At 65.0% G+C, this 20596-nt stretch carries 20 protein-coding genes; 4 read left to right on the forward strand and 16 right to left on the reverse strand.

Annotation, left to right across the window (positions count from 1 at the left end; all coding sequences use genetic code 11):
* Nucleotides 1-9: 9 nt before the first annotated feature.
* Nucleotides 10-1122: an S-(hydroxymethyl)glutathione dehydrogenase/class III alcohol dehydrogenase gene (locus AB4118_RS29795; protein WP_441493154.1), complete on the forward strand. Its 1113-nt coding sequence runs from the start codon at nucleotides 10-12 to the stop codon at nucleotides 1120-1122.
* A gap of 40 nt (nucleotides 1123-1162) precedes the next feature.
* Here the strand turns inward: AB4118_RS29795 and AB4118_RS29800 are convergent, their stop codons facing one another.
* The 4 genes from AB4118_RS29800 to pqqB all read right to left on the reverse strand — a co-directional run bounded on the left by AB4118_RS29800 (nucleotide 1163) and on the right by pqqB (nucleotide 3970).
* Complete coding sequence (locus AB4118_RS29800; RefSeq protein ID WP_441493155.1) at nucleotides 1163-1552, reverse strand: hypothetical protein; 390 nt, start codon at nucleotides 1550-1552, stop codon at nucleotides 1163-1165.
* A complete protein-coding gene (locus AB4118_RS29805; protein WP_441493156.1) occupies nucleotides 1549-2238 on the reverse strand; it encodes a hypothetical protein in 690 nt (229 codons plus the stop codon). The genes AB4118_RS29800 and AB4118_RS29805 overlap by 4 nt, the downstream gene beginning before the upstream one ends.
* A 116-nt stretch (nucleotides 2239-2354) precedes the next feature.
* On the reverse strand, nucleotides 2355-3086 hold the full coding sequence (pqqC, locus tag AB4118_RS29810; RefSeq protein WP_441493157.1) for a pyrroloquinoline-quinone synthase PqqC: 732 nt from the start codon (nucleotides 3084-3086) through the stop codon (nucleotides 2355-2357).
* On the reverse strand, nucleotides 3083-3970 hold the full coding sequence (pqqB, locus tag AB4118_RS29815; protein ID WP_441493158.1) for a pyrroloquinoline quinone biosynthesis protein PqqB: 888 nt from the start codon (nucleotides 3968-3970) through the stop codon (nucleotides 3083-3085). Before pqqB ends, pqqC begins: the two co-directional genes overlap by 4 nt.
* A gap of 447 nt (nucleotides 3971-4417) precedes the next feature.
* Between pqqB and AB4118_RS29820 the strand changes: the two genes are divergently transcribed.
* A complete protein-coding gene (locus tag AB4118_RS29820; protein ID WP_069881965.1) occupies nucleotides 4418-4840 on the forward strand; it encodes a cupredoxin domain-containing protein in 423 nt (140 codons plus the stop codon).
* A gap of 12 nt (nucleotides 4841-4852) precedes the next feature.
* Nucleotides 4853-5095, forward strand: a complete 243-nt coding sequence (locus tag AB4118_RS29825) for a hypothetical protein (protein WP_441493159.1) — start codon at nucleotides 4853-4855, stop codon at nucleotides 5093-5095.
* 24 nt (nucleotides 5096-5119) lie between these two features.
* Here AB4118_RS29825 and AB4118_RS29830 read toward each other — a convergent pair whose 3' ends face one another.
* The 12 genes from AB4118_RS29830 to AB4118_RS29885 form a co-directional block, all read right to left on the reverse strand.
* Nucleotides 5120-6295: a hypothetical protein gene (locus tag AB4118_RS29830; protein WP_441493160.1), complete on the reverse strand. Its 1176-nt coding sequence runs from the start codon at nucleotides 6293-6295 to the stop codon at nucleotides 5120-5122.
* A 443-nt stretch (nucleotides 6296-6738) separates the two neighbouring features.
* Nucleotides 6739-7401 carry a 3-oxoacid CoA-transferase subunit B gene (locus AB4118_RS29835; protein WP_441493161.1) on the reverse strand — a complete coding sequence of 221 codons (663 nt, stop codon included), beginning with the start codon at nucleotides 7399-7401 and terminating at the stop codon, nucleotides 6739-6741.
* Nucleotides 7401-8111 carry a CoA transferase subunit A gene (locus AB4118_RS29840; RefSeq protein ID WP_441480459.1) on the reverse strand — a complete coding sequence of 237 codons (711 nt, stop codon included), beginning with the start codon at nucleotides 8109-8111 and terminating at the stop codon, nucleotides 7401-7403. Before AB4118_RS29840 ends, AB4118_RS29835 begins: the two co-directional genes overlap by 1 nt.
* Nucleotides 8112-8207: 96 nt before the next feature.
* On the reverse strand, nucleotides 8208-9416 hold the full coding sequence (gene pcaF / locus AB4118_RS29845) for a 3-oxoadipyl-CoA thiolase (protein WP_441493162.1): 1209 nt from the start codon (nucleotides 9414-9416) through the stop codon (nucleotides 8208-8210).
* A 34-nt stretch (nucleotides 9417-9450) separates the two neighbouring features.
* Nucleotides 9451-11496 (reverse strand): hydantoinase/oxoprolinase family protein, encoded by a 2046-nt coding sequence (locus AB4118_RS29850; RefSeq protein WP_441493175.1) that lies wholly within the window; start codon nucleotides 11494-11496, stop codon nucleotides 9451-9453.
* A 2-nt stretch (nucleotides 11497-11498) separates the two neighbouring features.
* On the reverse strand, nucleotides 11499-13190 hold the full coding sequence (locus AB4118_RS29855; protein ID WP_441493163.1) for a hydantoinase B/oxoprolinase family protein: 1692 nt from the start codon (nucleotides 13188-13190) through the stop codon (nucleotides 11499-11501).
* 97 nt (nucleotides 13191-13287) lie between these two features.
* Nucleotides 13288-14604 (reverse strand): aspartate aminotransferase family protein, encoded by a 1317-nt coding sequence (locus AB4118_RS29860; protein ID WP_441493164.1) that lies wholly within the window; start codon nucleotides 14602-14604, stop codon nucleotides 13288-13290.
* A gap of 36 nt (nucleotides 14605-14640) precedes the next feature.
* Nucleotides 14641-15348 (reverse strand): ABC transporter ATP-binding protein, encoded by a 708-nt coding sequence (locus tag AB4118_RS29865; RefSeq protein ID WP_441493165.1) that lies wholly within the window; start codon nucleotides 15346-15348, stop codon nucleotides 14641-14643.
* Nucleotides 15335-16072 (reverse strand): ABC transporter ATP-binding protein, encoded by a 738-nt coding sequence (locus AB4118_RS29870; protein ID WP_441493166.1) that lies wholly within the window; start codon nucleotides 16070-16072, stop codon nucleotides 15335-15337. The genes AB4118_RS29865 and AB4118_RS29870 overlap by 14 nt, the downstream gene beginning before the upstream one ends.
* Nucleotides 16069-17028 carry a branched-chain amino acid ABC transporter permease gene (locus tag AB4118_RS29875; protein WP_441493167.1) on the reverse strand — a complete coding sequence of 320 codons (960 nt, stop codon included), beginning with the start codon at nucleotides 17026-17028 and terminating at the stop codon, nucleotides 16069-16071. Before AB4118_RS29875 ends, AB4118_RS29870 begins: the two co-directional genes overlap by 4 nt.
* Before the next feature lie 2 nt (nucleotides 17029-17030).
* The gene (locus tag AB4118_RS29880) at nucleotides 17031-17906 is read right to left on the reverse strand and encodes a branched-chain amino acid ABC transporter permease (protein ID WP_113517455.1); all 876 of its coding nucleotides are present in this window, start codon (nucleotides 17904-17906) and stop codon (nucleotides 17031-17033) included.
* Between the two features lie 121 nt (nucleotides 17907-18027).
* The gene (locus AB4118_RS29885; RefSeq protein ID WP_441493168.1) at nucleotides 18028-19176 is read right to left on the reverse strand and encodes an ABC transporter substrate-binding protein; all 1149 of its coding nucleotides are present in this window, start codon (nucleotides 19174-19176) and stop codon (nucleotides 18028-18030) included.
* Between the two features lie 174 nt (nucleotides 19177-19350).
* Between AB4118_RS29885 and AB4118_RS29890 the strand changes: the two genes are divergently transcribed.
* The gene (locus tag AB4118_RS29890) at nucleotides 19351-20151 is read left to right on the forward strand and encodes an IclR family transcriptional regulator (RefSeq protein WP_441493169.1); all 801 of its coding nucleotides are present in this window, start codon (nucleotides 19351-19353) and stop codon (nucleotides 20149-20151) included.
* Nucleotides 20152-20596: the final 445 nt, after the last annotated feature.

Consider the following 20596-nt stretch of genomic DNA (forward strand, 5'->3'; position numbering starts at 1 on the left):
GCCCGGGTCATGAAGACACGCGCAGCCGTCGCCTGGGAGGCCCGGAAGCCGCTGACCATCGAAACGGTCGAGATCGGCGGACCGAAGGCGGGCGAGGTCCTGGTCGAGGTGATGGCGACCGGCATCTGCCACACCGACGCCTACACGCTGTCGGGCATGGATTCGGAGGGCAAGTTCCCGGCGATCCTCGGCCATGAGGGCGCCGGCATCGTCCGCGAGGTCGGCGCCGGCGTGACCACGCTCAAGGTCGGCGACCACGTCATTCCGCTCTACACGCCGGAATGTCGGAATTGCAAAAGCTGCCTGTCACGCCGCACCAATCTCTGCACCGCGATCCGCGCGACGCAAGGCCAGGGCGTGATGCCGGACGGCACCTCGCGCTTCTCCTGCAACGGCGGCGAGGTCTTCCACTATATGGGCTGCTCGACCTTCGCGAATTTCACGGTGTTGCCGGAGATCGCCGTGGCTAAGGTCCGCGACGACGCGCCCTTCGACAAGATCTGCTATATCGGCTGCGGCGTGACGACGGGGATCGGCGCGGTGATCTACACCGCCAAGGTCTGGCCCGGCGCCAATGTCGTGGTCTTCGGGCTCGGCGGTATCGGCCTCAATGTCATCCAGGGCGCCCGCATGGTCGGCGCCGACAAGATCATCGGTGTCGACATCAATCCGGGCAAGCGCGCCATGGCCGAGAAATTCGGCATGACCGGGTTCATCAATCCGGCCGAGATCGGCAACGACAAGGTGGTGCAGGCGATCGTCGATCTGACCGGCGGCGGCGCCGATTTCTCCTTCGACGCGACCGGCAATACCAACGTGATGCGCCAGGCGCTGGAATGCTGCCATCGCGGCTGGGGTGAATCGATCATCATCGGGGTCGCCGAAGCCGGCAAGGAAATCGCGACCCGGCCGTTCCAGCTCGTCACCGGGCGGGTCTGGAAAGGCACCGCCTTCGGCGGCGCCCGCGGGCGCACCGATGTGCCGAAGATCGTCGACTGGTACATGGAGGGGAAGATCAATATCGACGACCTGATCACCCACAAGCTCAGCCTGGATGAGATCAATCACGGCTTCGACCTGATGCATGAGGGCAAGTCGATCCGAAGCGTCGTGGTCTACTGAACCGGTCGTCCGAGGCCCCGGCAGTTCGGACATCGCCACATCAGAAGCAGCGCAATTCACCTTCGATCTGCGCCCGCTTCAGGCGTGCGACCTTCTCGCGCATCAAAGGCATGGAAATGAACATCGAGGCGTTCTGACCGCCGCGCTGGCGCACGGACATGATCGTCTCGGCTTCCTCATAGGCCTTGTAGGGCAGCACAGACGCGATCACGTCGATCGAGCAGGAGCATCTTTCCAGCGCCGTACGGGTCTGGCCGTTCGCGGCCATGCACCCGAAGATGTAATCGGCGCGTGCGACCGTCGGATAGTCGTTGACCGGCGCCTCGGCTGCGCCGCCATTGCCCGCAGCGAGGATCGTCGCCAGCAGCCCCCCGGCCAGAGCCGCCAGAAACCCGTGGTGCCGCCCTGCTCTCGTCCCGACCGTGCTCATGGCTGGGCGCTCGCCGATTTCAGGACGATGCGCTCCTCGAGTTTCGGCGCATCCGGCAATGTGCTGACGAACCTTGAGGTCATGTCGAGCAGCATGCCCGGCGCGGCCTCAGCCACCAGAATCTCGAACTGGCTGTCCTCATAGCCGAGCATCCGCCCGATATTGGTATCGTCGACAAAGGGCCTGACGGTGATCCGCGTCGCATCCAGCGTCTTGCCCTCGAATTCCACCTTGGTGGCTTCGCTTGTTGCCTTGTCGCGCAGGCCGGCGCGCAGCCGGTCCTTGAAATAGGGCGTCGTTCCACCGGTGAGCTGCGCCATGTTGCTCACTGCCCGATCGAGGAAGATGACGAGCACCGGATTGCCGGTCAGATCGGTAATCGACATAGGCTCGCGCGCCCGCTCGCCCGTGAACAGGCGGAGGTCGACATTGCGGCTGCCGTTGGCTGCAACGGATCTGACCACGAGCTTGATATCGTCGCCGAAGGGCTCGCCCAGCCGTTTCGTGTCGGAGGGCAAGCGCTCAAGCCGATAGGTCAGCTCCGTGCCCGAAGACACGCCGGAAAGATGGGGACGCGCGAACAAGATATCGACCGGCGTTTCCTGCGCCTGCGCCGGCCATGGCGCGATCGCCAGCACCAGAGCCATGACCTGGCAGAGCAAGACGGCGAAAGCTTTTCCGCTCACGATCGCATCTCCCTGACATCATAGCAGGTCGAGCAGGCCACGCAGGCAGCAGGATAAGGCTTGGCGCCCGGCGCAGCAATCAGCTTTGCAGGCTCAGCCGCTCATGACCGCGATGATCAGCGCGCCGGCACGAAGGCGCCGGGCGGAATATGGCCAGGCTCGACATAGGCGTGATGGAGCGCATCCAGCATGGCCCAGAGCACGTCGCATTTGAATTCGAGCGCCGCGATCACCGCCTCCTGCTCGGCCGGCGTGCGGGCATGGGCCGTGACATAGGCAAGTGCGGTCTCGACATCGCGCCGCGCCTGTTCCGGGCGGGCGGTGAAATAGCTCAGGCTCTCCGGGCTGACGAAGTCGTAATGCGCCAGCATGCCTTCAACGCGGTGCCGGATGACCTTTGGCGAAAACAGCTCGGTCAGGGAGGACGCGACGGCTTCGAGCAGCGGGCGCTCGCGCACGAAATTGACATAGGCCTCGACCGCAAAGCGCGTCGCCGGCAGGACGCCGCGATGGGCCTGCACATCGGCGCGTGCCAGGCCCAGGCTTTCGCAGAGGCTGAGCCAGCGTTCGATGCCGCCCTCACCGTCCCCCTCGCCATCATGGTCGACGAGACGCTGGCGCCAGACCCGGCGGAGCGCGGGGTCGCTGGTCCGGGCGATCAGGAACGCGTCCTTCACAGGGATATGGGCCTGGTAGGTGAAGCGGTTGAGGGCCCAGGCCTGGACCTCGCCCTTCGTGCACTGGCCGGAATGCAGCCTGGTGTGGAAGGGGTGCTTGTCGTGATAGCGCGCTTCTCCGACCTCGCGCAGGCGCTGTTCCAGTTCCTCGGGCGATAGCAAAGCAGTCACAGCCGCACCTCCATGCCGTCATAGGCCACCGCGATACCCGCGGCTTCGATCACGAGACGCTCCGGCGACCCCTCGATCAGCGCCGAATTGGTGTTGTTCAGATGGACGTAGATCTTTCGCGCCGCAGGCAGCTTGGCGAGCCAGGACAGCGAGCCGCCAGGGCCCGTGATCGGCATATGCCCCATCCGCCGGCCGGTCTTTTCGCCGACGCCGCTGCAGATCATCTCGTCATCCGTGAACAGGGTGCCGTCGAAGAACACCACGTCCGCGCTTTCGGCCGCGTCACGAACGCTGTCGGACAAGGCGGCACAGCCCGGGATATAGACAAGCGAGCGCCCTGCGCCGCGGATCCGGATGCCCGCCGCTTCGCCAGCCTCGGACTCGAGCCGGGATGCGCTCTCCTCGAGATAGAGCGGTGCCTTGCCTGGGACGGGAAACAGTTCGGCCGTCAGTCCGCCGGCCAGCGCGATGGGGCTGGCGGCGGTCGCGATCATGCGACGCGCCGGCACAGCGGCGAAGACCGGGTTGGCCTCGACCGCGTCAAGGACGGGTGCGAGCGCGACCAGATCGAAGGGATGCCGCTCGCGCAGGGTGAGCAGCCCGGCGACATGGTCGATCTCGGCGCTGCTGAGAATGACCGTGCCGATCGGCGAATGGCGCTCGGCGCGCGGCCACAGGGCCGGCGTCGTCCGGATCTGGCTGCCAAGATCGGGGGACGCGTTCAGAACGATCCAGCTCTCGTCATCGAGCGTCACCGCGAGGCTCGATTGCGTCCGCCAGGGCGCGCGGGGATCCCTGCTCCAGGCCAGCGCGCAGACCCGGCACCGGCAATTCCATTGCGGAAAGCCGCCCCCTGCAGCCGCGCCAAGAACGATGGCTTTCATCGGGGCGCCTCAGGCCGCCGGCTTCCCGCAAGTGCACGGCGCGAAAGACTGCATTGCCCGCGCTGTTGCACACGCCGTTGCTTCCACTCCGCATGCGACCCAGGACATGTCCGGCTCCTTCGATTGTGCTAAGAACGGAATGGTGCTGACAAAGACTGCCTTCACGCTCCGGACGCGAGCCACCGGCATCGCGATCACCTCAGCGACAATGGCAGCGGTTCTGTCTTCTTCACGTCCGCGCCCGTGTTACTGTCGACCTTGGCGATTGCTGGGTATCATTACAGAGGGAGAGGCTTCGGGCCAGTCCTTGCCCGGTCTGCAATATCACGCCAGCTCCCGGCAAAGACGGAGAGACCCGCGATCGAATATCTGATGCCGCGAGCGACGATCCAACGAAGGTCGACTGATCCCAGGTTATTCCAAAGCAACAAGAACGGGGAGGATGACATGCATCTGCTGTGGTTCTTGCTGGCGGGCCTGCTCGGATTGAGCCAGGCGACGGCCGCCGACCTTGTGAAGGGCCGGACAAATCTGCCCGAACTGGTGCTTGGGAATGACGAAGGCCGCGACTACGTCGTCTCCCAAAAGCAGATCGAGATGGAATCCGGCAAGTCCTACCGTCTCTCCATTACGGCGAAGGGCGGCAAGGAATACAAGTTCTTCGCACCGGAGTTCTTCCGGAACAGCTGGATCAACCAGATCGTCATCAACCATCTCGAAGTGCACATGCAGGGTGCGCCTCATCATCTCGAGTTCGACGATCAGGGCACGATCCATGTCGAGTTCGTGGCGATCCGGCCGGGCGAGTACCCCTGGTATATCCAGGGCCTGGAGGCTCAGGGGATGACCGGCACCTTCATCGTGAAGTGACGGAGGCAAGCCATGCGCATGCTCGCCCTCACCTCCGTCCTGATCCTGGTGCCGATCCCCGCAATGGCCGATGACAGGTCGGAATGCACGAACGGCATCGTCATGATCGAGGCCGAGATCGCCAGGAAGCCGCCGGCGGCCACCCTGCGCAAGCTGGAGACGGCGTTGCGCGTCGCGCGGCGCGAAGAACAGGAGGGCGAATTCGACGAGTGTCTCGATGCGGTCAACGACGCCCGCAAGGCACTGGCACGATGAGCGCCTGCTCGAGCGTGGTCCTGCCTAAAACTCGTAGGAGATCTTCAGTTTGGCCTGGTGACGGGCGAAGTTGTCGAGATCGAGCCGCCGGCCTGGCGTGGCTTCCGACTTCCCGGCAATCTGGGCGGAGTAGGCTGCGGAGATCGACACGTTCTCGCTGAGCTTGGCGTAGAGGGTCGGGCCGACGAAGACGGCGTGTCCTTCGAAGCTGTTCAACCCGAGCCCGGCATAGGAGCGCAAATAGCGAACCTCGCCGCCGATAAAGACATTGGGGTTGATCTGGAACGCGAGTGCTCCCGAGAGCCCGAGGAGAGAGGACCGCTCCGCTGACTTGCGCCGCGCGGACGCGACGCATGTCTCCAGGGCGTCGTCCTCGGCATAGGGCTGGCACGGCCCGGATGACACACCTTCCAAGGGCTCGGCTTCGCCATTGAACAGGTTCACGCCGCGCGGGCGGAATTTGTCCAATTCGTAGATCAGGTTGAGTCCACCGAACAACCTCCTGGGAACAAGTTCGGCATCAAGCGCGATCCGCCCCTCCAGCCCCACGCCCCGGCCACGTCCGCCAGCCTCCGCGTCGCGAAAGCTCGCGCCCGGCTCGACGATAAAGGTCAGGCCGACGGGCGAGCCGGCGCCCCGCTTGATCGCCTCCCATTTCAACTCGGCGGAAAAGCCACCGAAGCCGCCGCCGTTGCGACTATCCAGTCCCGGTACGTCGCGGATCGAGACGCTGTTGCCGACCGCCCCCAACTCGATGCTGAGCCCGTCGACCGGCGCTAACGCAAAGCTGCCGCCCAGCCCTCCCGTCCGATACCGGCCGAGGCGCTTGCCGAATGCACCCTCGCCCGCTCCGGAGATTTCGAACTTGCCCCTTTCGAGGATGCTGGTGCCCTCCGTAAAGCCGAACATATCCTCGGTTTCGGCGCCCTCCTCGGCGTCATCGTCATCCCGGCTGCTCTTGCCGCCGCCACTGGCGCTGGCCTTGAGGATCCCGACGCAGTCGTCGAACTGGCGCTCGCCGGCCTCGCGTTCCGCCCGGCGAAGCGTGCCGAGGAGCGTGTCGCGGTTGGCGGGGACAGGCCTTGCGGCAGTCGCGCCGCGCAGGCGCGCGATGCCGGCGAGGCACTCGCTGCGCTCATCGGCATGGGTCGGGAGAGCCGTGAACAGAAGAGCGGCAGTCGTGGTCAAGACAAGGCGCATGGGACCTCGCGGGAACGATAGGCTGCACCGCTCGGGATCATGAGGCTGATTCGGCTATAAACCGAGCCCAAATGTCACGCCCCGGATGTCCGGTCTCGCATGGCGCGGCCGTAATCGGTTCAGACTCGCCTTTGGCCTCGGCGATCGCAAGCGCGGCATATCCGCCGCGGGCCCGCGCGGTCGCGGACAGGGTCAGGGACGGTCGGGAGCGGACTGTCCCGATCCTTGGGGCTCAGCGGCCGAGCGCGTCGTTCATGAACGTCTTGGCCAACGGTCTTTGAGCAACTGCGCCAACAGGCCGGCAACAAGACTGCACCGACCAAACCGCCAGCCTCACATCGCCACCTGCAACGCGGGAGCCATCCACACAGGACATTGTAACAAACGGCCGCCTCGCCCTTCAGAGAGGCGGCCTGCATTTTCGCGGATGCTGGCCCGACGTCTTAGGCAGCTTTTCCATTCAGGGCGGCCGCGACCACGAAGGGCGCGCCAGTTTTGGCCTTGACCTCGTCAAGGGACACGCCGGGTGCCAGTTCGAGCAAGGTCAGCCCGCCCTTCGCCTTGTCGCAGGCCATGACGCACAAATCGGTCACAACAAGGTCGACGACGCCAGCGCCGGTCAGGGGCAAGGTGCAGCGTTCGAGGATTTTTGGATCGCCATGCTTGTTGGCATGTTCCATCACGACGACGACCTTCTTGACGCCCGCGACCAGGTCCATGGCGCCGCCCATGCCCTTCACCATCTTGCCGGGGATGGTCCAGTTGGCGATGTCACCATTGGCTGCCACCTCCATCGCGCCGAGAATAGTCAGGTCGATATGGCCGCCGCGGATCATCGCGAACGAGTCGGCCGAGGAGAAGAAGCTGGTTTCGGCCAGCAATGTGATCGTCTGCTTTCCGGCATTGATCAGATCGGGATCCGCCTCCCCCTCGAATGGGAAAGGTCCCATGCCGAGCATGCCATTCTCGGATTGCAGCGTCACGTTGATGCCGGCGGGGATGTAGTTTGCCACCAGCGTCGGAATGCCGATGCCGAGATTGACGTAGAAGCCGTCCTGCAGCTCGCACGCGGCGCGGGCAGCCATCTCTTCGCGGGTCCAGGGCATCAGACGGCCTCCCTCTTGCGGACAGTCAGCTTCTCGATCCGCTTCTCGTTGATTGTGCTGGTGACGATCCGGTCGACATAGATACCCGGCGTGTGGATGGCCTCTGGATCGAGATTGCCGGCTGCGACGATCTCCTCGACCTCGACCACCGTCACCTTGGCGGCCGTCGCCATGTTCGGGTTGAAGTTGCGCGCAGTGCGGCGGAAGACGAGATTGCCGGCGGTATCGGCCTTCCAGGCCTTGATGATCGCCAGGTCTGCCCTCAACCAGGTTTCGCGGACATAGAGCTGTCCCTCGAATTCTTCGACCGGCTTGCCTTCGGCAACGACTGTGCCGACGCCGGTTCTGGTATAGAAGGCCGGGATGCCCGCTCCTCCCGCCCGGATGCGCTCGGCCAGCGTCCCTTGCGGATTGAGTTCGAGCTCCAGTTCGCCTGAAAGATACTGCTGCTCGAAGAGCTTGTTCTCGCCGACATAGGACGCGATCATCTTCGCGATTTGCCTGGTCTGCAGCAACATCCATAGGCCAAAGCCGTCAGCCCCGGCATTGTTCGAGATCACCGTCAAGTTCTTCACGCCGGAATCGCGTATCTCCGGGATCAGGCTCTCGGGATTGCCCGACAGGCCGAAGCCGCCCGACATGATCGTCATCCCATCGAACAGGACCCCTTCGAGCGCAGCCGCCGGGCTGTCGTAGATCTTGTCTGCCATCGTGTTCCTACCTGCCTTGCTCTTGACCTTGGCACCTGGCCGGCCCCGCAGCGGAGCGGCGGTCCGGCATAAACAAACGGCCCAAATGAAATGCGTTCAGGCCCGTTCAAGCGCGACCGCGATGCCCTGCCCGACGCCAATGCACATCGTGGCGAGGGCGCGGCGCTTGCCGGTCAGCGCGAGTTCGAGCGCCGCTGTCCCGGTGATGCGCGCACCCGACATGCCGAGCGGATGACCGAGCGCGATCGCGCCGCCATTCGGATTGACGAAATCGGCCTCTTCCGGGATGCCGAGTTCGCGCAGCACAGCGATCCCTTGGCTGGCAAAAGCTTCGTTCAGTTCGATCACGTCGAAATCGGCCGGCATGAGGCCGGTCCGTTCGCATAGCCGCCGTGTCGCCGGCGCCGGGCCGATGCCCATGATGCGCGGCGGCACGCCTGCGGTCGCTCCCGCGACGATGCGGGCCAGCGGTGTCAGGCCATGCCGGCGCATCGCCTGCTCCGACGCAATGATCAGGGCCGCGGCCCCATCGTTGACGCCGGAGGCGTTTCCGGCCGTAACGGTGCCACCCTCTTTCCTGAAGGGGGTCGGCAGCCTGGCGAGCTTCTCCAGTGTCGTGTCGCCGCGCGGATGTTCGTCGATCTCGACGCGGATCGGATCGCCCTTCCGCTGAGGGATCAGCACCGGCACGATCTCCCTGCCCAGACGGCCATTCTCCTGTGCCGCTACCGCCTTCTGCTGCGAACGCAAGGCGAAGGCATCCTGCGCCTCCCGGCTGACCTTGTATTCGGCTGCGACGTTTTCACCGGTCTCCGGCATCGAGTCGATGCCGTACTGGGCTTTCATCCGCGGATTGACGAAGCGCCATCCGATCGTGGTGTCGTAGATCTCGGCATTGCGTGAGAAGGCACTCTCGGCCTTCGGCATGACGAAGGGCGCACGGCTCATGCTCTCGACCCCGCCGGCGATGACGAGATCGGCCTCCCCGGCCTTGATCGAACGCGCCGCCATGATGATCGCATCCATGCCCGATCCGCACAGCCGGTTGATCGTCGTGCCGGGCACGCTGACGGGCAACCCAGCGAGCAGCAACGCCATGCGCGCGACATTGCGGTTGTCCTCGCCGGCCTGGTTCGCACAACCGAAGATAACCTCGTCGATCGCGGCCGGGTCGAGCCCCGCGCTGCGGGCGATCAGCGCCTTCAACGGCTCGGCGCCGAGGTCGTCCGCCCGGACCGATGCCAGTGCGCCGCCGAAGCGGCCTATCGGCGTGCGCACGAAATCGCAGATGAAAGCTTCAGTCATCGATGTACCCGCCTGGTCTCGCCATCGCGCAGAATCAGCCGCGCCCGATCTCGATATCGAGCCAGCCCAACGCATTTACACTCAAAGCGTCGGTGCGCCCGATCAGAATCGTGGTCGTTTCAGATTCGATCAGGGCCGGTCCCGCGATGCGATGGTTCGGCCCCAGAGAGGCGAAGTCATAGACCGGAACCTCTGCCGGACCGCCGAGAAAGACCGTGCGAACGCCCTTGGGCCTTGCGGGGCCGACCAGTTCCTTGATTGCTCCGTTCTCATTGACCCGGGGCACGTCACCCACCGCCGAGACGCGGGCATTGACGAAGACGACCTCCTGATCGGGCGAGGCATAAGTGTACAGATCCTCATGGCGCTGGTGAAAACGCCGGTCGATCTGTTCGACCAGATCAGGAGCCGACAGCTCGATCCCATCGAGGTCGACGTCAATCTCGAAGATCTGCTCGCCGTACCGCATCTCGGCCGAGCGCTCGATCCGCACGGGGCCCTCGAACCAGGCCTTCATGCGGCTCACCGCAACGGACTCCAGGTCGGCGATGACCGTTCGGATGGTCTCGGCGCCGACCCGGCCCGTGCCGATACTGGTCCGGCCGACCTCGTAGCGCAGGTCGCTCGCGAGCATGCCCCAGGCGGACAGAACCGAGGCGGCCACCGGAACGATGACACGCGGGATTTCCAGCTCCCGGGCGACCTCGACCGCATGCAGGCCGGCTGCACCGCCGAAGCTGACCATAGCAAAGCGCCGAGGGTCGACGCCACGCCGCAATGTCATGAGCCGGATTCCGTCCGCCATGCCGAGATTGACCATGCGGTGGATTCCGGCCGCCGCCTGTTCGAGCGAGACGCCGAGTGCCGTGCCGATCTTGCCGACCGCCGCCTCGGCAGCCGATCTGTCGAGCCGGCGGCGGCCGCCCATGAACGTCTCGGCGCCGAGATATCCCAGCACGACGTTGGCGTCGGTGACGGTCGCCGCAGTTCCGCCGTTGCCGTAGCAGGCCGGACCAGGTTGGGACCCCGCACTGGCCGGGCCGACATGCAGCGTTCCGCCAGCATCGACCGATGCGATCGACCCGCCGCCGGCTGCGATGCTGGCGATGTCGAGGCTGCGCAGCGCAATGCGTTCGCCGGCGAGCCCGGCATCGGCGGTGAGCATCGCGCGGCCATCCGCGATCAGGGAGATATCGGTGCTCGTGCCGCCCATGTCGAACGGGATCAGGTCGGTGACGCCAAGGAGTTCGGCGCAGCGCCGGCAGCCGGAAATTCCACCGGCGGGACCCGACAGAACGGTTCCTGCGGCGAGGCGCGACGCTTCCTCGATGGGAGCCATCCCGCCATGCGAGAGGATGATGAACAGGCTTCCCGCAAAGCCAGCCTCGGCAAGCCGACGCTCAAGGTTGCCGAGATAGTGTTGAACCGCTGGTCCGACATAGCTGTTGACCACCGTCGTCGAGACCCGTTCAAACTCCTTGATCTGCGGCCAGACATCACTCGAACGCGAGACATAGATTTCGGGCAGTTCGCGGCGCAGACGCTCGACCGTGGCGATCTCGTGAGCGGGATTGCGGTAGGCGTGGAGATAGCACACGGCAACCGAGGTCGCGTCGGACCGGCGGATGGCCTCGATGGCTTCGCTGAGGGACGCATCGTCGAGCGGGATTCGGATGGCACCATCCGGCCCGAGCCGCTCCCGGACGCCGAAGCGCCGCTCGCGCGGGACCAAGGGCTCTGGCGGCGGCGTCCGCAGATCATAGCGATCGCCCTTGAGGCCTTCGCGCATCTCCAGGATGTCGCGATGGCCCTCCGTGGTGAGCAGGGCAACCTTCGCGCCCTTGCGCTCAAGCAGCGCATTGGTAGCGACCGTCGTTCCGTGGACGAGACGCGTGGTTCTCGCCAGCAGATCGAGCCGATCGAGACCGAGCTTTCCAGCCAATTCAGCCAGCCCTGTCATGACCCCCAGCGACTGGTCCGCGGGCGTCGAGGGAGATTTGGCGAAGACAGCACCTTGATCCGGGCCGATCGCGACGAGATCGGTGAAGGTTCCGCCGACATCAATGCCGATCGTGTACATCGTCACATGTCCTTCCGGGTATCGGTCGTGAGGTCTTCTGTCGTTAGTTTTTGGGTCGTTAGGCCTTGGGCACGGTCGCGCGCGAGCGCGGCCTCGTCCCGTTTCTCGGCTGGACCCCAGCCACCGCCGCCAGCGGAGCGGATTTCGAGCACATCGCCCGGCGACAGCACGATGCCGACCTCCTTGGTCTTCAAGGCCCGCGCCGGCTTTCCGGCAGACAGCAGGCGATAGCTGTGAGGCGCGCCATCCTCGCCGCCCAGCAAGCCGCAGGCACCGTGCCGGACGCCATCCCCTGCGGTATTGGCGAGCGCGCCCTGCGCGATTTCCAGTTCGAGATCGAGCGCAACGCCGAGCCCGCCGCGATGCTGGCCGCAGCCGCCCGAATCTGCCCGGAACTCGTGATGGCGGAAATGAAGCGGGAAGCGAACCTCCGCGACTTCGATCGAGCCGAACTTGATGCCTCCGGCCGTGTGCCATTCACCGATCGATGACCAGCCATCGCCGCCGGGGGATGCCCCGCCGCCTGGGCGCGCCTGGAACATGTGCCAGATGAAGCGATGGCCGTTGCGCGGATCCTCCCCCTGAATCGCCATGCGGAAGCGGCGGCTCCAGCCGGCCATCGCCCGGTCCGGGCAGCAGGCCGAAAGCGCCTTGATGACCGCCTCGACGATCTCGTTGGAGGGGTGGCTCGTGCACATCGTCACCGGGCGGTCGGCATCGGCCCAGACGATGGTGCCCTGCTTGGCTACGACCGTGAGTGGGCGCAGCGCCCCATCGTTCTTCGGCGTCTCCGGGTCGATCAGATAGGCGAAGGCCATCGCGACTGCCGCCTGGGTGTTGGCATGGGAGGAATTGACGAAGCTCTCGGTCTGCGGGTCGGAGTCGCTCAGATCGACCTCGATGTCGCTGCCCCGTTTGGTGACCTTGGCCGCGATGCGCAGATCCTCCCGGCCGCGCCCATCATCATCGAGAAAAGCCTCGCCGTGATAGACCCCGTCCTTCCAGCCGGAGACGACCTGGCGCGCCTGCTGCTCGGCGGCGTCCAGGATGCCTTCCATCGCCGCTTCGACCATCGCGCGCCCGAATTCGGAGAAGAGTCGGTCGAGCCGCCGCCGACCGAGATTGGCGGCGCCGACCATGGCGGCAAGGTCGCCGCGGAAGTCACGGCCGTTGCGCACATTCAGCGCCAGCATATCGAGCAGGTCGTCACGCAGCTTGCCAGCCTCATAGAGCCGCAAGGGCGGGACACGCAGGCCTTCCTGCCAGATCTCCGTGGCCTGGGGGTTGTAGCCTCCATGCGTCGCGCCACCGATATCGCTTTGATGAGCGCGCACGATCGTCCAGAGCATGCGCTGCCCCTCGGCGAATACCGGGACAAAGGCAGTGAGGTCCGGCAGGTGGCTGCCGCCATGGTAGGGGTCGTTCAGCAGGAACACGTCGCCGGGCGCGATGTCCTTGAAGCGCGCTTCGATGGCGCGCGTCGCCCAGGGCAAGGCGCCGACATGGACCGGAATATGATCGGCCTGTGCGATCAGGCGCGAGCGCGTGTCGCAGATCCCGATCGAGAAGTCCCGGCTGGAGTTCAGGATCTGGGAGTAGGAGGTGCGCAGCATAGCCTCACCCATCTCGGTCACGATGGAGGAGAGCCGGTGCTGGACGACGGAACGGGTGATCGGATCGACCATGGCTGACATGGGTGATGCCTTCTTTTCGGGCGCAAGAGTCCGTGTGGCGCAGTGATACGCCACCTGAAACGGCTGCAATGGGGATGCGAAGTGTCGGCTGGACCAGCTACATGGTGGCGACGTCTGCGACCGCTTCCGAGATCGCGGAGACCACGGTCTCGATGTCGGCATCGGTCATGGGGGTCGACAGGGCAATCAGGCCGTAGCCGGCGGCGAGCACACCGCGGTCGAGCAAGCCGCGATTGAAATGGGCCATCCGGGCCGTTTCCTCCGACCCCGCATAGGCGCTTCGGTAGTCGCGCACCGGCCTGTCGGTGAAGTGGATCTTGGCGAGCGAGCCCATGCCGACGGCGCGCCCAGCAACCCCGTGGCGGGAGAACGCCTCGTTGGTTCCGGAGCGCAGCCGATCGCCGATCGCGTCGAGCCGCGCAAAGGCCGCCGAGTCGAGCAGGTCCATGGCGGCAAGCCCGGCCATCATTGTCACCGGGTTGGCGGAAAACGTGCCGCCATGGGGCAGTGCTGGCTTGCCCTGCGTCGGATCGAAGACCGCCATAAAAGTGGCGCCGCCGGCGACAGCGCCCACCGGGAAACCGCCGCCGATGATCTTGCCGAGCGTCGTCAGGTCCGGCTCGATGCCCCAGAGCCCCTGTGCACCATGAAAGCCGAGGCGGAAAGTGATGACCTCGTCAAAGATCAGCAGGGCGCCGACCTCGCGCGAAACCTCGCGCAACGCCTGGAGGTAGGCCTTGTCGGCGGGAACGAGCCCGGCCCGGTTGGGCATCGGATCGACCAGGATGCAGGCAAGCTCCGAGCCGTGTTCGCGGATCAGGCTGACCGCCGCGCCGATATCGTTGAAGGGGATGGTGAGCGTGTCCGCCAGAACATTTGCGGGCGTGCCCTTGGCATAGGCGACAGAGACCGGAGCATTGCCCCCCCAATCCGCGGGCGACGGGTCGAGGCTCACTTCGGCATAGTCGTAGGAGCCGTGATAAGCGCCTTCGCACTTGGCGATCTTCGGCCGTCCGGTGAAAGCCCGGGCGGCCTTGAGCGCCATCATCACGGCTTCCGAACCGGAATTGCAGAAGCGGACATGGTCGACGCTCGCAAGACGCGCCGCAATCAGCTCGGCAAGCAGGATTTCCGATTCCGTCGGCATGCCGAAGGCGCTGCCGAGCGCAATCTGCCGGGTCGCCGCCTCGACCAGCACGGGATGCGCGTGCCCATGGATCAATGCCGTGAAATTATTGATGCAGTCGATGCGTGCCACGCCATCGACATCGGTGACCCGGCAGCCTTCGCCGCGTGCGGCGTAAAGCGGATGGGGCTTCATGAATACCGTGGTGCGGGTATTGCCTCCCGGCAAGCTCTTCTGCGCCCGCGCATAGAGCTCGCGCGATCGGGCGGTTGGGGCTGGATACGTCATCGCTCGTCTCCTTCAAACATCTCGCAAACGTCTCGCTCAGCGGCCGAGATAGGCTTCGCGGACACGGGCATCCTGTTTCAGTTCGGCGGCGCGGCCTTCGAGCACGACGCGACCGTTCTCCAGCACGTAGCCACGATCGGCGACGGCGAGAGCCAAGACCGTATTCTGCTCCACGACCAGGATGGTCAGCCCCTCCGCGGCAATCTTCCTGATGCGCTCGTAGACCTCCTCCGCGAGACGCGGAGCCAATCCGAGCGATGGCTCGTCGAGCAGCAGCAGCCGCGGGCGCGCCATCAAGGCGCGGCCGATCGCCAGCATTTGCTGCTCGCCGCCGGAGAGCGACCAGCCGAGCTGGCTGCGCCGCTCCTTCAGTCGGGGAAACAGATCGAAAACCCGTTCCAGGTCCTTTGCCGGCGACTGGCCCCAGCGGCGCCAGGGCGTCGTGCCAAGGATCAGGTTCTCCTCGACGGTCAGGCCCGGGAAAACCCTGCGCCCCTCCGGCGCCTGCGCGATGCCGAGGCTGACGCGCTTCTCGCTTGCGAGCGTTCCCAGCGGCTGGCCGTCGAAATGGATCGAGCCGGAGCGGACCGGGTTCAAACCCGATATGGCGCGAAGCAGGGTCGTCTTCCCCGCGCCATTGGCACCGATCAGCGCGATCGTCTCGCCTCCCCCGATACGCAGCGAGACACCATGCAGCGCAACGCTGCCGCCATAGGCGACGACGAGCTTGTCAGTCGTGAGCATTGCCGTAGCCCTCGCCGAGATATGCCGAGAGAACGGCGGGATCGGATTGCACCTGCGCCGGCGATCCTTCGGCGATGCGGCAGCCGAAATTGAGCACGAGGATGCGCTGGGCGAGCCGCATGACCATCCCCATGTTGTGCTCGATGAGGACGACCGCGAGCTCCTGTTCGGCGCGGAGCGCCGTCAGCCGTGCCATCAGCTGCTCGACCTCGCCGAGGTTGAGCCCCGCAGCCGGTTCGTCGAGCAGCAACATTCTCGGTCCGCAGGCGAGTGCGCGGCAGAGTTCCACCATGCGGCGCTGGCCGTAGGACAAGGAGCCGACGGCTCGGTGCGCCTCGCCCACCAGCCCCATCCGATCCAGCGTCCCCAAGGAAAGCGCGCGGATCTGGCTCTCGTTGCGGTCGGTGCGGATCGCCGCACCGGTCATGACGTTCTCAAGCACGCTCAGGCGGGCAAAGAGCCGGCCGTGCTGGAAGGTCCGCCCGAGGCCTGCCCGAATCCGTCGATGCGTCGGCGCCCGGGTGACGTCGCGCCCGTCGAACAGGACCCTGCCGGCACTGGGTGGAGTCAGGCCAGTCAGGACGTTGAGGAAGGTCGACTTGCCGGCGCCATTGGGCCCGATCACGGCGACGAATTCGCCCGGCGCCACGCTGAAATCGACCTCGGACAGGGCCATCAGGCCGCCATAGCGCTTCGAGATGGTGGTGGCGTGGAGCAGAGTCATGACGTCGTCTCCGCTTCGCGGTGGCCGCCGAGCCGGCGCAGCCGGGCCGCGAGCCCGACCAGGCCGGTGGGGAGAAAGATCAGGATGGCGAGAAGCATCAGTCCAAAGAAGGCAAGGTAGGCATCGCCGAGAAACCGCAGCCATTCCGGGAGGAAGGTCAGCAGCGCTGCACCGATGATTGCCCCTGCCACAGCCCCCTCGCCGCCGACGATCAGCATCGCGAGGTAGACGATGGAGTGCGCGTAGTTGAAATCCTCCGGGGCGATGAAGCGGACATGGGTGGCAAACAAGGTGCCCGAGAGCGCAGCGAACGCCGCCGAGAGGCACAAGGCGGTGATCTTCACCCGGGTGACGTCGATGCCAGTCATCCGCGCCGCCGTTTCATCGTCGCGCACCGCCATCATCGCTCGCCCATACCGGGAGCGCTGCAATGTGACCGCGAATGCGGCGCAGAGGGCAAGCAGCACCAGGCCGAGCCAAAGGAAGCGCCGCTCGTCATTGAAGGCAAATTCGCCCAGGCGAAGCTCGGGAATGCCGGAGATGCCGTTGGTTCCGCCCGTCAGCGAAATCCAGTTGGTCACGACGATGGTGAAGCTGACGTTCAGTCCCAGCGTCGCAAGGGCGAGATAATGCCCGCGCAGCCGCAGCAGCGGATAGCCGATCAGCCCGGCGAACAGCGTTGCGACCAGGATCGCGACCGGAATGGCCAACCATGGCGACCAGCCGAATGCCGTGCTCAGGATAGCCAAGGTATACGCCCCCAGCCCGACGAAGGCGGCATGGCCGAGCGAGATCAGTCCGGCAAGGCCGAACGCGAAGTTGAAGCCGATGACGGCAATCGCCGAAATGACCGAGACGTTCAGCAACCGCAGCCGATAGTCGGCCAGCACGAGGGAGAGCAGGCCGCCGAGCGCGAGGATCGTCACCGCGGCGAGGAGACTGTGATAGCGACGCATGGTCAGCCCCTGTCCTGGATGCGTTCGCCGAAGACGCCTTGCGGGCGCACCAGCAGGAACAGGATCATCACGGCAAACGCGATCAGATCCTTGTAGGCCGACGAGAGGTAGGACGCGCCGAGCAGTTCGGTCAGGCCGACGAACAAGCCGCCGGCAATCGCACCTGGCAGGCTGCCGAAGCCCCCGATGATCGTCGCCGCGAAGGCCTTAAGCGCAATCGGATCCCCCATATTGACGTCAGCGAACCACATCGGTCCGAGCAGAAGCCCGGCGATGCCGGCAAGCACAGCTGCAAGCATCCAGGACAGGGCCAGCAGCCGATTGACATTGAGGCCCATCAGCCGTGCGGCCTCGACATCTTGCGCAACGGCGCGCATGCCGATGCCGAGCGCTGTGCGATAGAACAGCAGCCAGATCAGTCCTACGAGCAAACCGGTCACGACCACGACCATCGCGGCATGGGCGGAGATCGCCGCGCCGCCGATGTCGATGGTGATGCCTTCGAGCGGGGAAACCAGGCGAAACGGCCATGACCCGAAGCCGAGCAGCGCCGCATTCTGCATGACAATGCCGACGGCGACCGTCCCGATGATCACGGTGACAACCGGACTCGTTCTCAGCGGCAAGTAGACGACGATGAAGAACAGGGCGCCGAATGCCGCCATCGCGAGGAGGGCAGCAGCATAACCAACCGGCCAGGGCAGCCCGGCATTGGCCAGCATGGCGACACCGGCGAAGGTGCCGAACATGACGAATTGCCCGGCGGCGAAGTTCACCACGCCCGTGGCGGAATAGACGATGACGAAGCCGATCGCGGCGAGCGCATAGACGCTGCCGAGTGCCAGCCCGTTGATGAAGAGTTGGATGAAATCGGCCATGTCCCGCTCGCGGTCTCGATCGATCTTTGCGGCTGCGAGCCAGGGCTCACAGCGACGATTTCGGACAGCTGGGCCGGCCAGGCGCGCAGGGCTGCCTGGACCGGCCATGCCTCTGCGTGAGTCAGTCGAGCTTGACGGCTTTCACCAGTTCGAGCGTCTTGGTGCCCGGCCTGGCCTTGACGATCGCAAGGTCGCTCACGCCGTTACCCTTCGCGTCGAAAGTGTAGACGTGGCCGATGCCTGGCCAGCCCCGGAGGTTGGCCAGCCAGTCGCGAAGCGCCTTGGGGTCGAGTCCGACCTTCCGCATCCCTTCGGCCATGATCAGGGCGCCGTCGTAATAGGCGAGGCCGTAAGGATCCGGATCGATCCCGAACGCCTTCTTGTAGCGTGCAACGAACTCCGCCATGCGCCCCCCGACGCTGGGGTCCATATAGGCGTCCACGACACCCCAGACATTGTCGAGGTCCGCAGGCGAGATCAGTTGCAGCGCGGCCGGAACGAGCGCTGCCGAAGACGTCACCAGTGGCATCTTGAGGCCCAGCATCTTGGCCTGCCGGAGGAGAAGAGCGCCATCCTGCGGATAGTTGAACAGCAGAATGACGTCGGCCCCCTTGCCGCGCAGGCTGATCATCTGGGCGGAGAAATCCTTGTCGTTTTGACCATAGGCCTCCATGCCGACCACCGGGGTGCCGGCGGCCTCGAATTGCTTGGCGGCGATCTGGGCGCCGCCCTGGCCGAAATCGTTCTGGATGAAGATGATTCCGGGCTTCTTCGCATTGAGGAGCTTCGCGGCTTCCACCATGCCGCGCGCCGAGACCGCGTCGGCCGGGCGCACGCGGAACAACCACTCATTCCCACCCTCGGCGACGATGTCGGCTCCACCGGCATACATGGCCGGGACAGCGATCTTCTTGAGTTCGGGTGACGTGGCGAGGTTCTGCGTTGAATAGCTCGACAAGAAGTAGAAGGCGGGCTTGGTCTCTTGCGCCAGCTTCATGAAGGCATTCACGGCCGTGCTGTTCGACGCCTGTGTGTCTTCGAACGCGATCTTGATCTTGCGGCCGTTTACGCCGCCCGCAGCATTGATGTCCTGCTCGGCCAGTTGCAGCGCGTTGTGATACTGCTTTCCGGTCAGCGACAACGGCCCCGTGATCGGTACTGTGGCCCCGACCAGGATGTCGCCCTGCTGAGCCAAAGCCAGCCCCGCACCCACCGGAGCGACGCTCGCGGCCAATACGAGCCGTAGAAACCCCTGCCTCGTCATCGTCATCACTTGTCCCCTCAGACATCGCGTTCGACCCGTATTCGCCAGCTCTGGCCGGCACGGCACTCGTCGCGTAGATCGCTTGACTCGTTCCGATTTTCGGAATAGTGTTCCGTAAATCGATATGAACGTAGAAGCGCGTCCCGACCCTGTCAACCGGGATCGGACATGGAGGCTGAGTTGACGGATCAAACGGAGGCGGACAGCCCGCTGGAGCGCTATCTGAGGCTCCTGGAAATTATTGCCGCTTTTCCCGGCCGGCTTGCGCTTACAGATGTGGCGGCACTTTCCGACCTGCCAAAGACGACGGCGCACCGATTGCTGAAAGGGCTGGTCAAGGCCGAGCTCGCCAGCGGCGGGCAAGGCGGGCGCGCCTATTCCGTCGGCCCCCGGCTTTCGCGCATCCTTCACGCGACTGCCGAGGACGGATGGCTCGAGGCGCTGGTTCGTCCGACCCTTGCCGCGCTTGCTGAGGATTCCGGCGAGGCCTGCTATCTCACCAAGCTCGTCGGCAGCCGCGTCCTCGTCGCCGTGTCGCAGGCTCCCGAGGTGCGCTGGCGCAGCTACGTCCAGCCCGGCATCGAGATGCCTCCTCACGCCGCAGCGACCGGCAAAGCTATCATCGCCTATCAGAACGAGACTTTGATCCGCCAGGCCATCGCTGCCGAGCTGCCTAAGCTTACCGTGAATACCCGCAGCGACGAGGCTTGGATCAGGGAGGAATTCGCACGGGTTCGCGATCGCGGCTACGCCACCTGTGTGGGCGAGATCGATGAGGGCCTGGCGGCGATTGCAGCGCCGGTATGCCAGAGCGACGGGCTCGTTCTCTACTCGGTCGGCATGACCGGTCCGCTACAACGCATCATGGGCGATAAGCTGCCGCACCATCTCGCAGCACTCATGGAAGCCAGCAGAGCGTTGGCGAACAAGTTATCAATCGGAACAAAAATGTATCAGGCTGATCTTTCCGCCCCGGAATGAGCTGATTTTCGCACCCAAACTCGACAGAAGCGGATGTTCTGAAGGTCCGTCTGCGACGTGAGAGATGGATCAGCGCCCCCGCCCGCAGGCGGAGTCCATCGCGGTAGGAAGAGGCCCCACAACTGGCTCGTTTTCGAACCAGACCGCGCCAATGCGAGCGCATGGCGTACTTCCGTCAGAAGGAGCATGTCCGCGCTAGATCGCCGTGAGTCCGTTCGGACGCAGGAGGGGGGATCTAGCGCTTTGTTTAAGCATCGGATTTTTCCGAAAACCGGATTCCACTTTTCGGCCCGATGCGTTAGCAGGCTGTTGAAGAAGTCGTCCTAGGGCGGGCGATGAAGGTGGAATCGTCACCGTTGTGGACGCGGATTTCGCCCTTGAGGGAGCCGTCCGTTTGAAGTTTGGCCCATCCGTCGCCCGAGACCTCGTCCATCTCATCATTGCC

The sequence above is a fragment of the Allobosea sp. 2RAB26 genome, from assembly GCF_052115465.1.
In the GTDB taxonomy this organism is placed as follows: Bacteria; Pseudomonadota; Alphaproteobacteria; order Rhizobiales; family Beijerinckiaceae; genus Allobosea.

What these genes read in the sequence shown, in the direction of transcription:
- AB4118_RS29795 (WP_441493154.1), top strand. Translation starts at nt 10, where the DNA reads ATGAAGACACGCGCAGCCGTCGCCTGGGAGGCCCGGAAGCCGCTGACC.
- AB4118_RS29800 (WP_441493155.1), bottom strand. Translation starts at nt 1,552, where the DNA reads ATGAGCACGGTCGGGACGAGAGCAGGGCGGCACCACGGGTTTCTGGCG.
- pqqB (WP_441493158.1), bottom strand. Translation starts at nt 3,970, where the DNA reads ATGAAAGCCATCGTTCTTGGCGCGGCTGCAGGGGGCGGCTTTCCGCAA.
- AB4118_RS29820 (WP_069881965.1), top strand. Translation starts at nt 4,418, where the DNA reads ATGCATCTGCTGTGGTTCTTGCTGGCGGGCCTGCTCGGATTGAGCCAG.
- AB4118_RS29825 (WP_441493159.1), top strand. Translation starts at nt 4,853, where the DNA reads ATGCGCATGCTCGCCCTCACCTCCGTCCTGATCCTGGTGCCGATCCCC.
- AB4118_RS29830 (WP_441493160.1), bottom strand. Translation starts at nt 6,295, where the DNA reads ATGCGCCTTGTCTTGACCACGACTGCCGCTCTTCTGTTCACGGCTCTC.
- AB4118_RS29835 (WP_441493161.1), bottom strand. Translation starts at nt 7,401, where the DNA reads ATGCCCTGGACCCGCGAAGAGATGGCTGCCCGCGCCGCGTGCGAGCTG.
- AB4118_RS29840 (WP_441480459.1), bottom strand. Translation starts at nt 8,111, where the DNA reads ATGGCAGACAAGATCTACGACAGCCCGGCGGCTGCGCTCGAAGGGGTC.
- pcaF (WP_441493162.1), bottom strand. Translation starts at nt 9,416, where the DNA reads ATGACTGAAGCTTTCATCTGCGATTTCGTGCGCACGCCGATAGGCCGC.
- AB4118_RS29850 (WP_441493175.1), bottom strand. Translation starts at nt 11,496, where the DNA reads ATGTACACGATCGGCATTGATGTCGGCGGAACCTTCACCGATCTCGTC.
- AB4118_RS29855 (WP_441493163.1), bottom strand. Translation starts at nt 13,190, where the DNA reads ATGTCAGCCATGGTCGATCCGATCACCCGTTCCGTCGTCCAGCACCGG.
- AB4118_RS29860 (WP_441493164.1), bottom strand. Translation starts at nt 14,604, where the DNA reads ATGACGTATCCAGCCCCAACCGCCCGATCGCGCGAGCTCTATGCGCGG.
- AB4118_RS29865 (WP_441493165.1), bottom strand. Translation starts at nt 15,348, where the DNA reads ATGCTCACGACTGACAAGCTCGTCGTCGCCTATGGCGGCAGCGTTGCG.
- AB4118_RS29870 (WP_441493166.1), bottom strand. Translation starts at nt 16,072, where the DNA reads ATGACTCTGCTCCACGCCACCACCATCTCGAAGCGCTATGGCGGCCTG.
- AB4118_RS29875 (WP_441493167.1), bottom strand. Translation starts at nt 17,028, where the DNA reads ATGCGTCGCTATCACAGTCTCCTCGCCGCGGTGACGATCCTCGCGCTC.
- AB4118_RS29880 (WP_113517455.1), bottom strand. Translation starts at nt 17,906, where the DNA reads ATGGCCGATTTCATCCAACTCTTCATCAACGGGCTGGCACTCGGCAGC.
- AB4118_RS29885 (WP_441493168.1), bottom strand. Translation starts at nt 19,176, where the DNA reads ATGACGATGACGAGGCAGGGGTTTCTACGGCTCGTATTGGCCGCGAGC.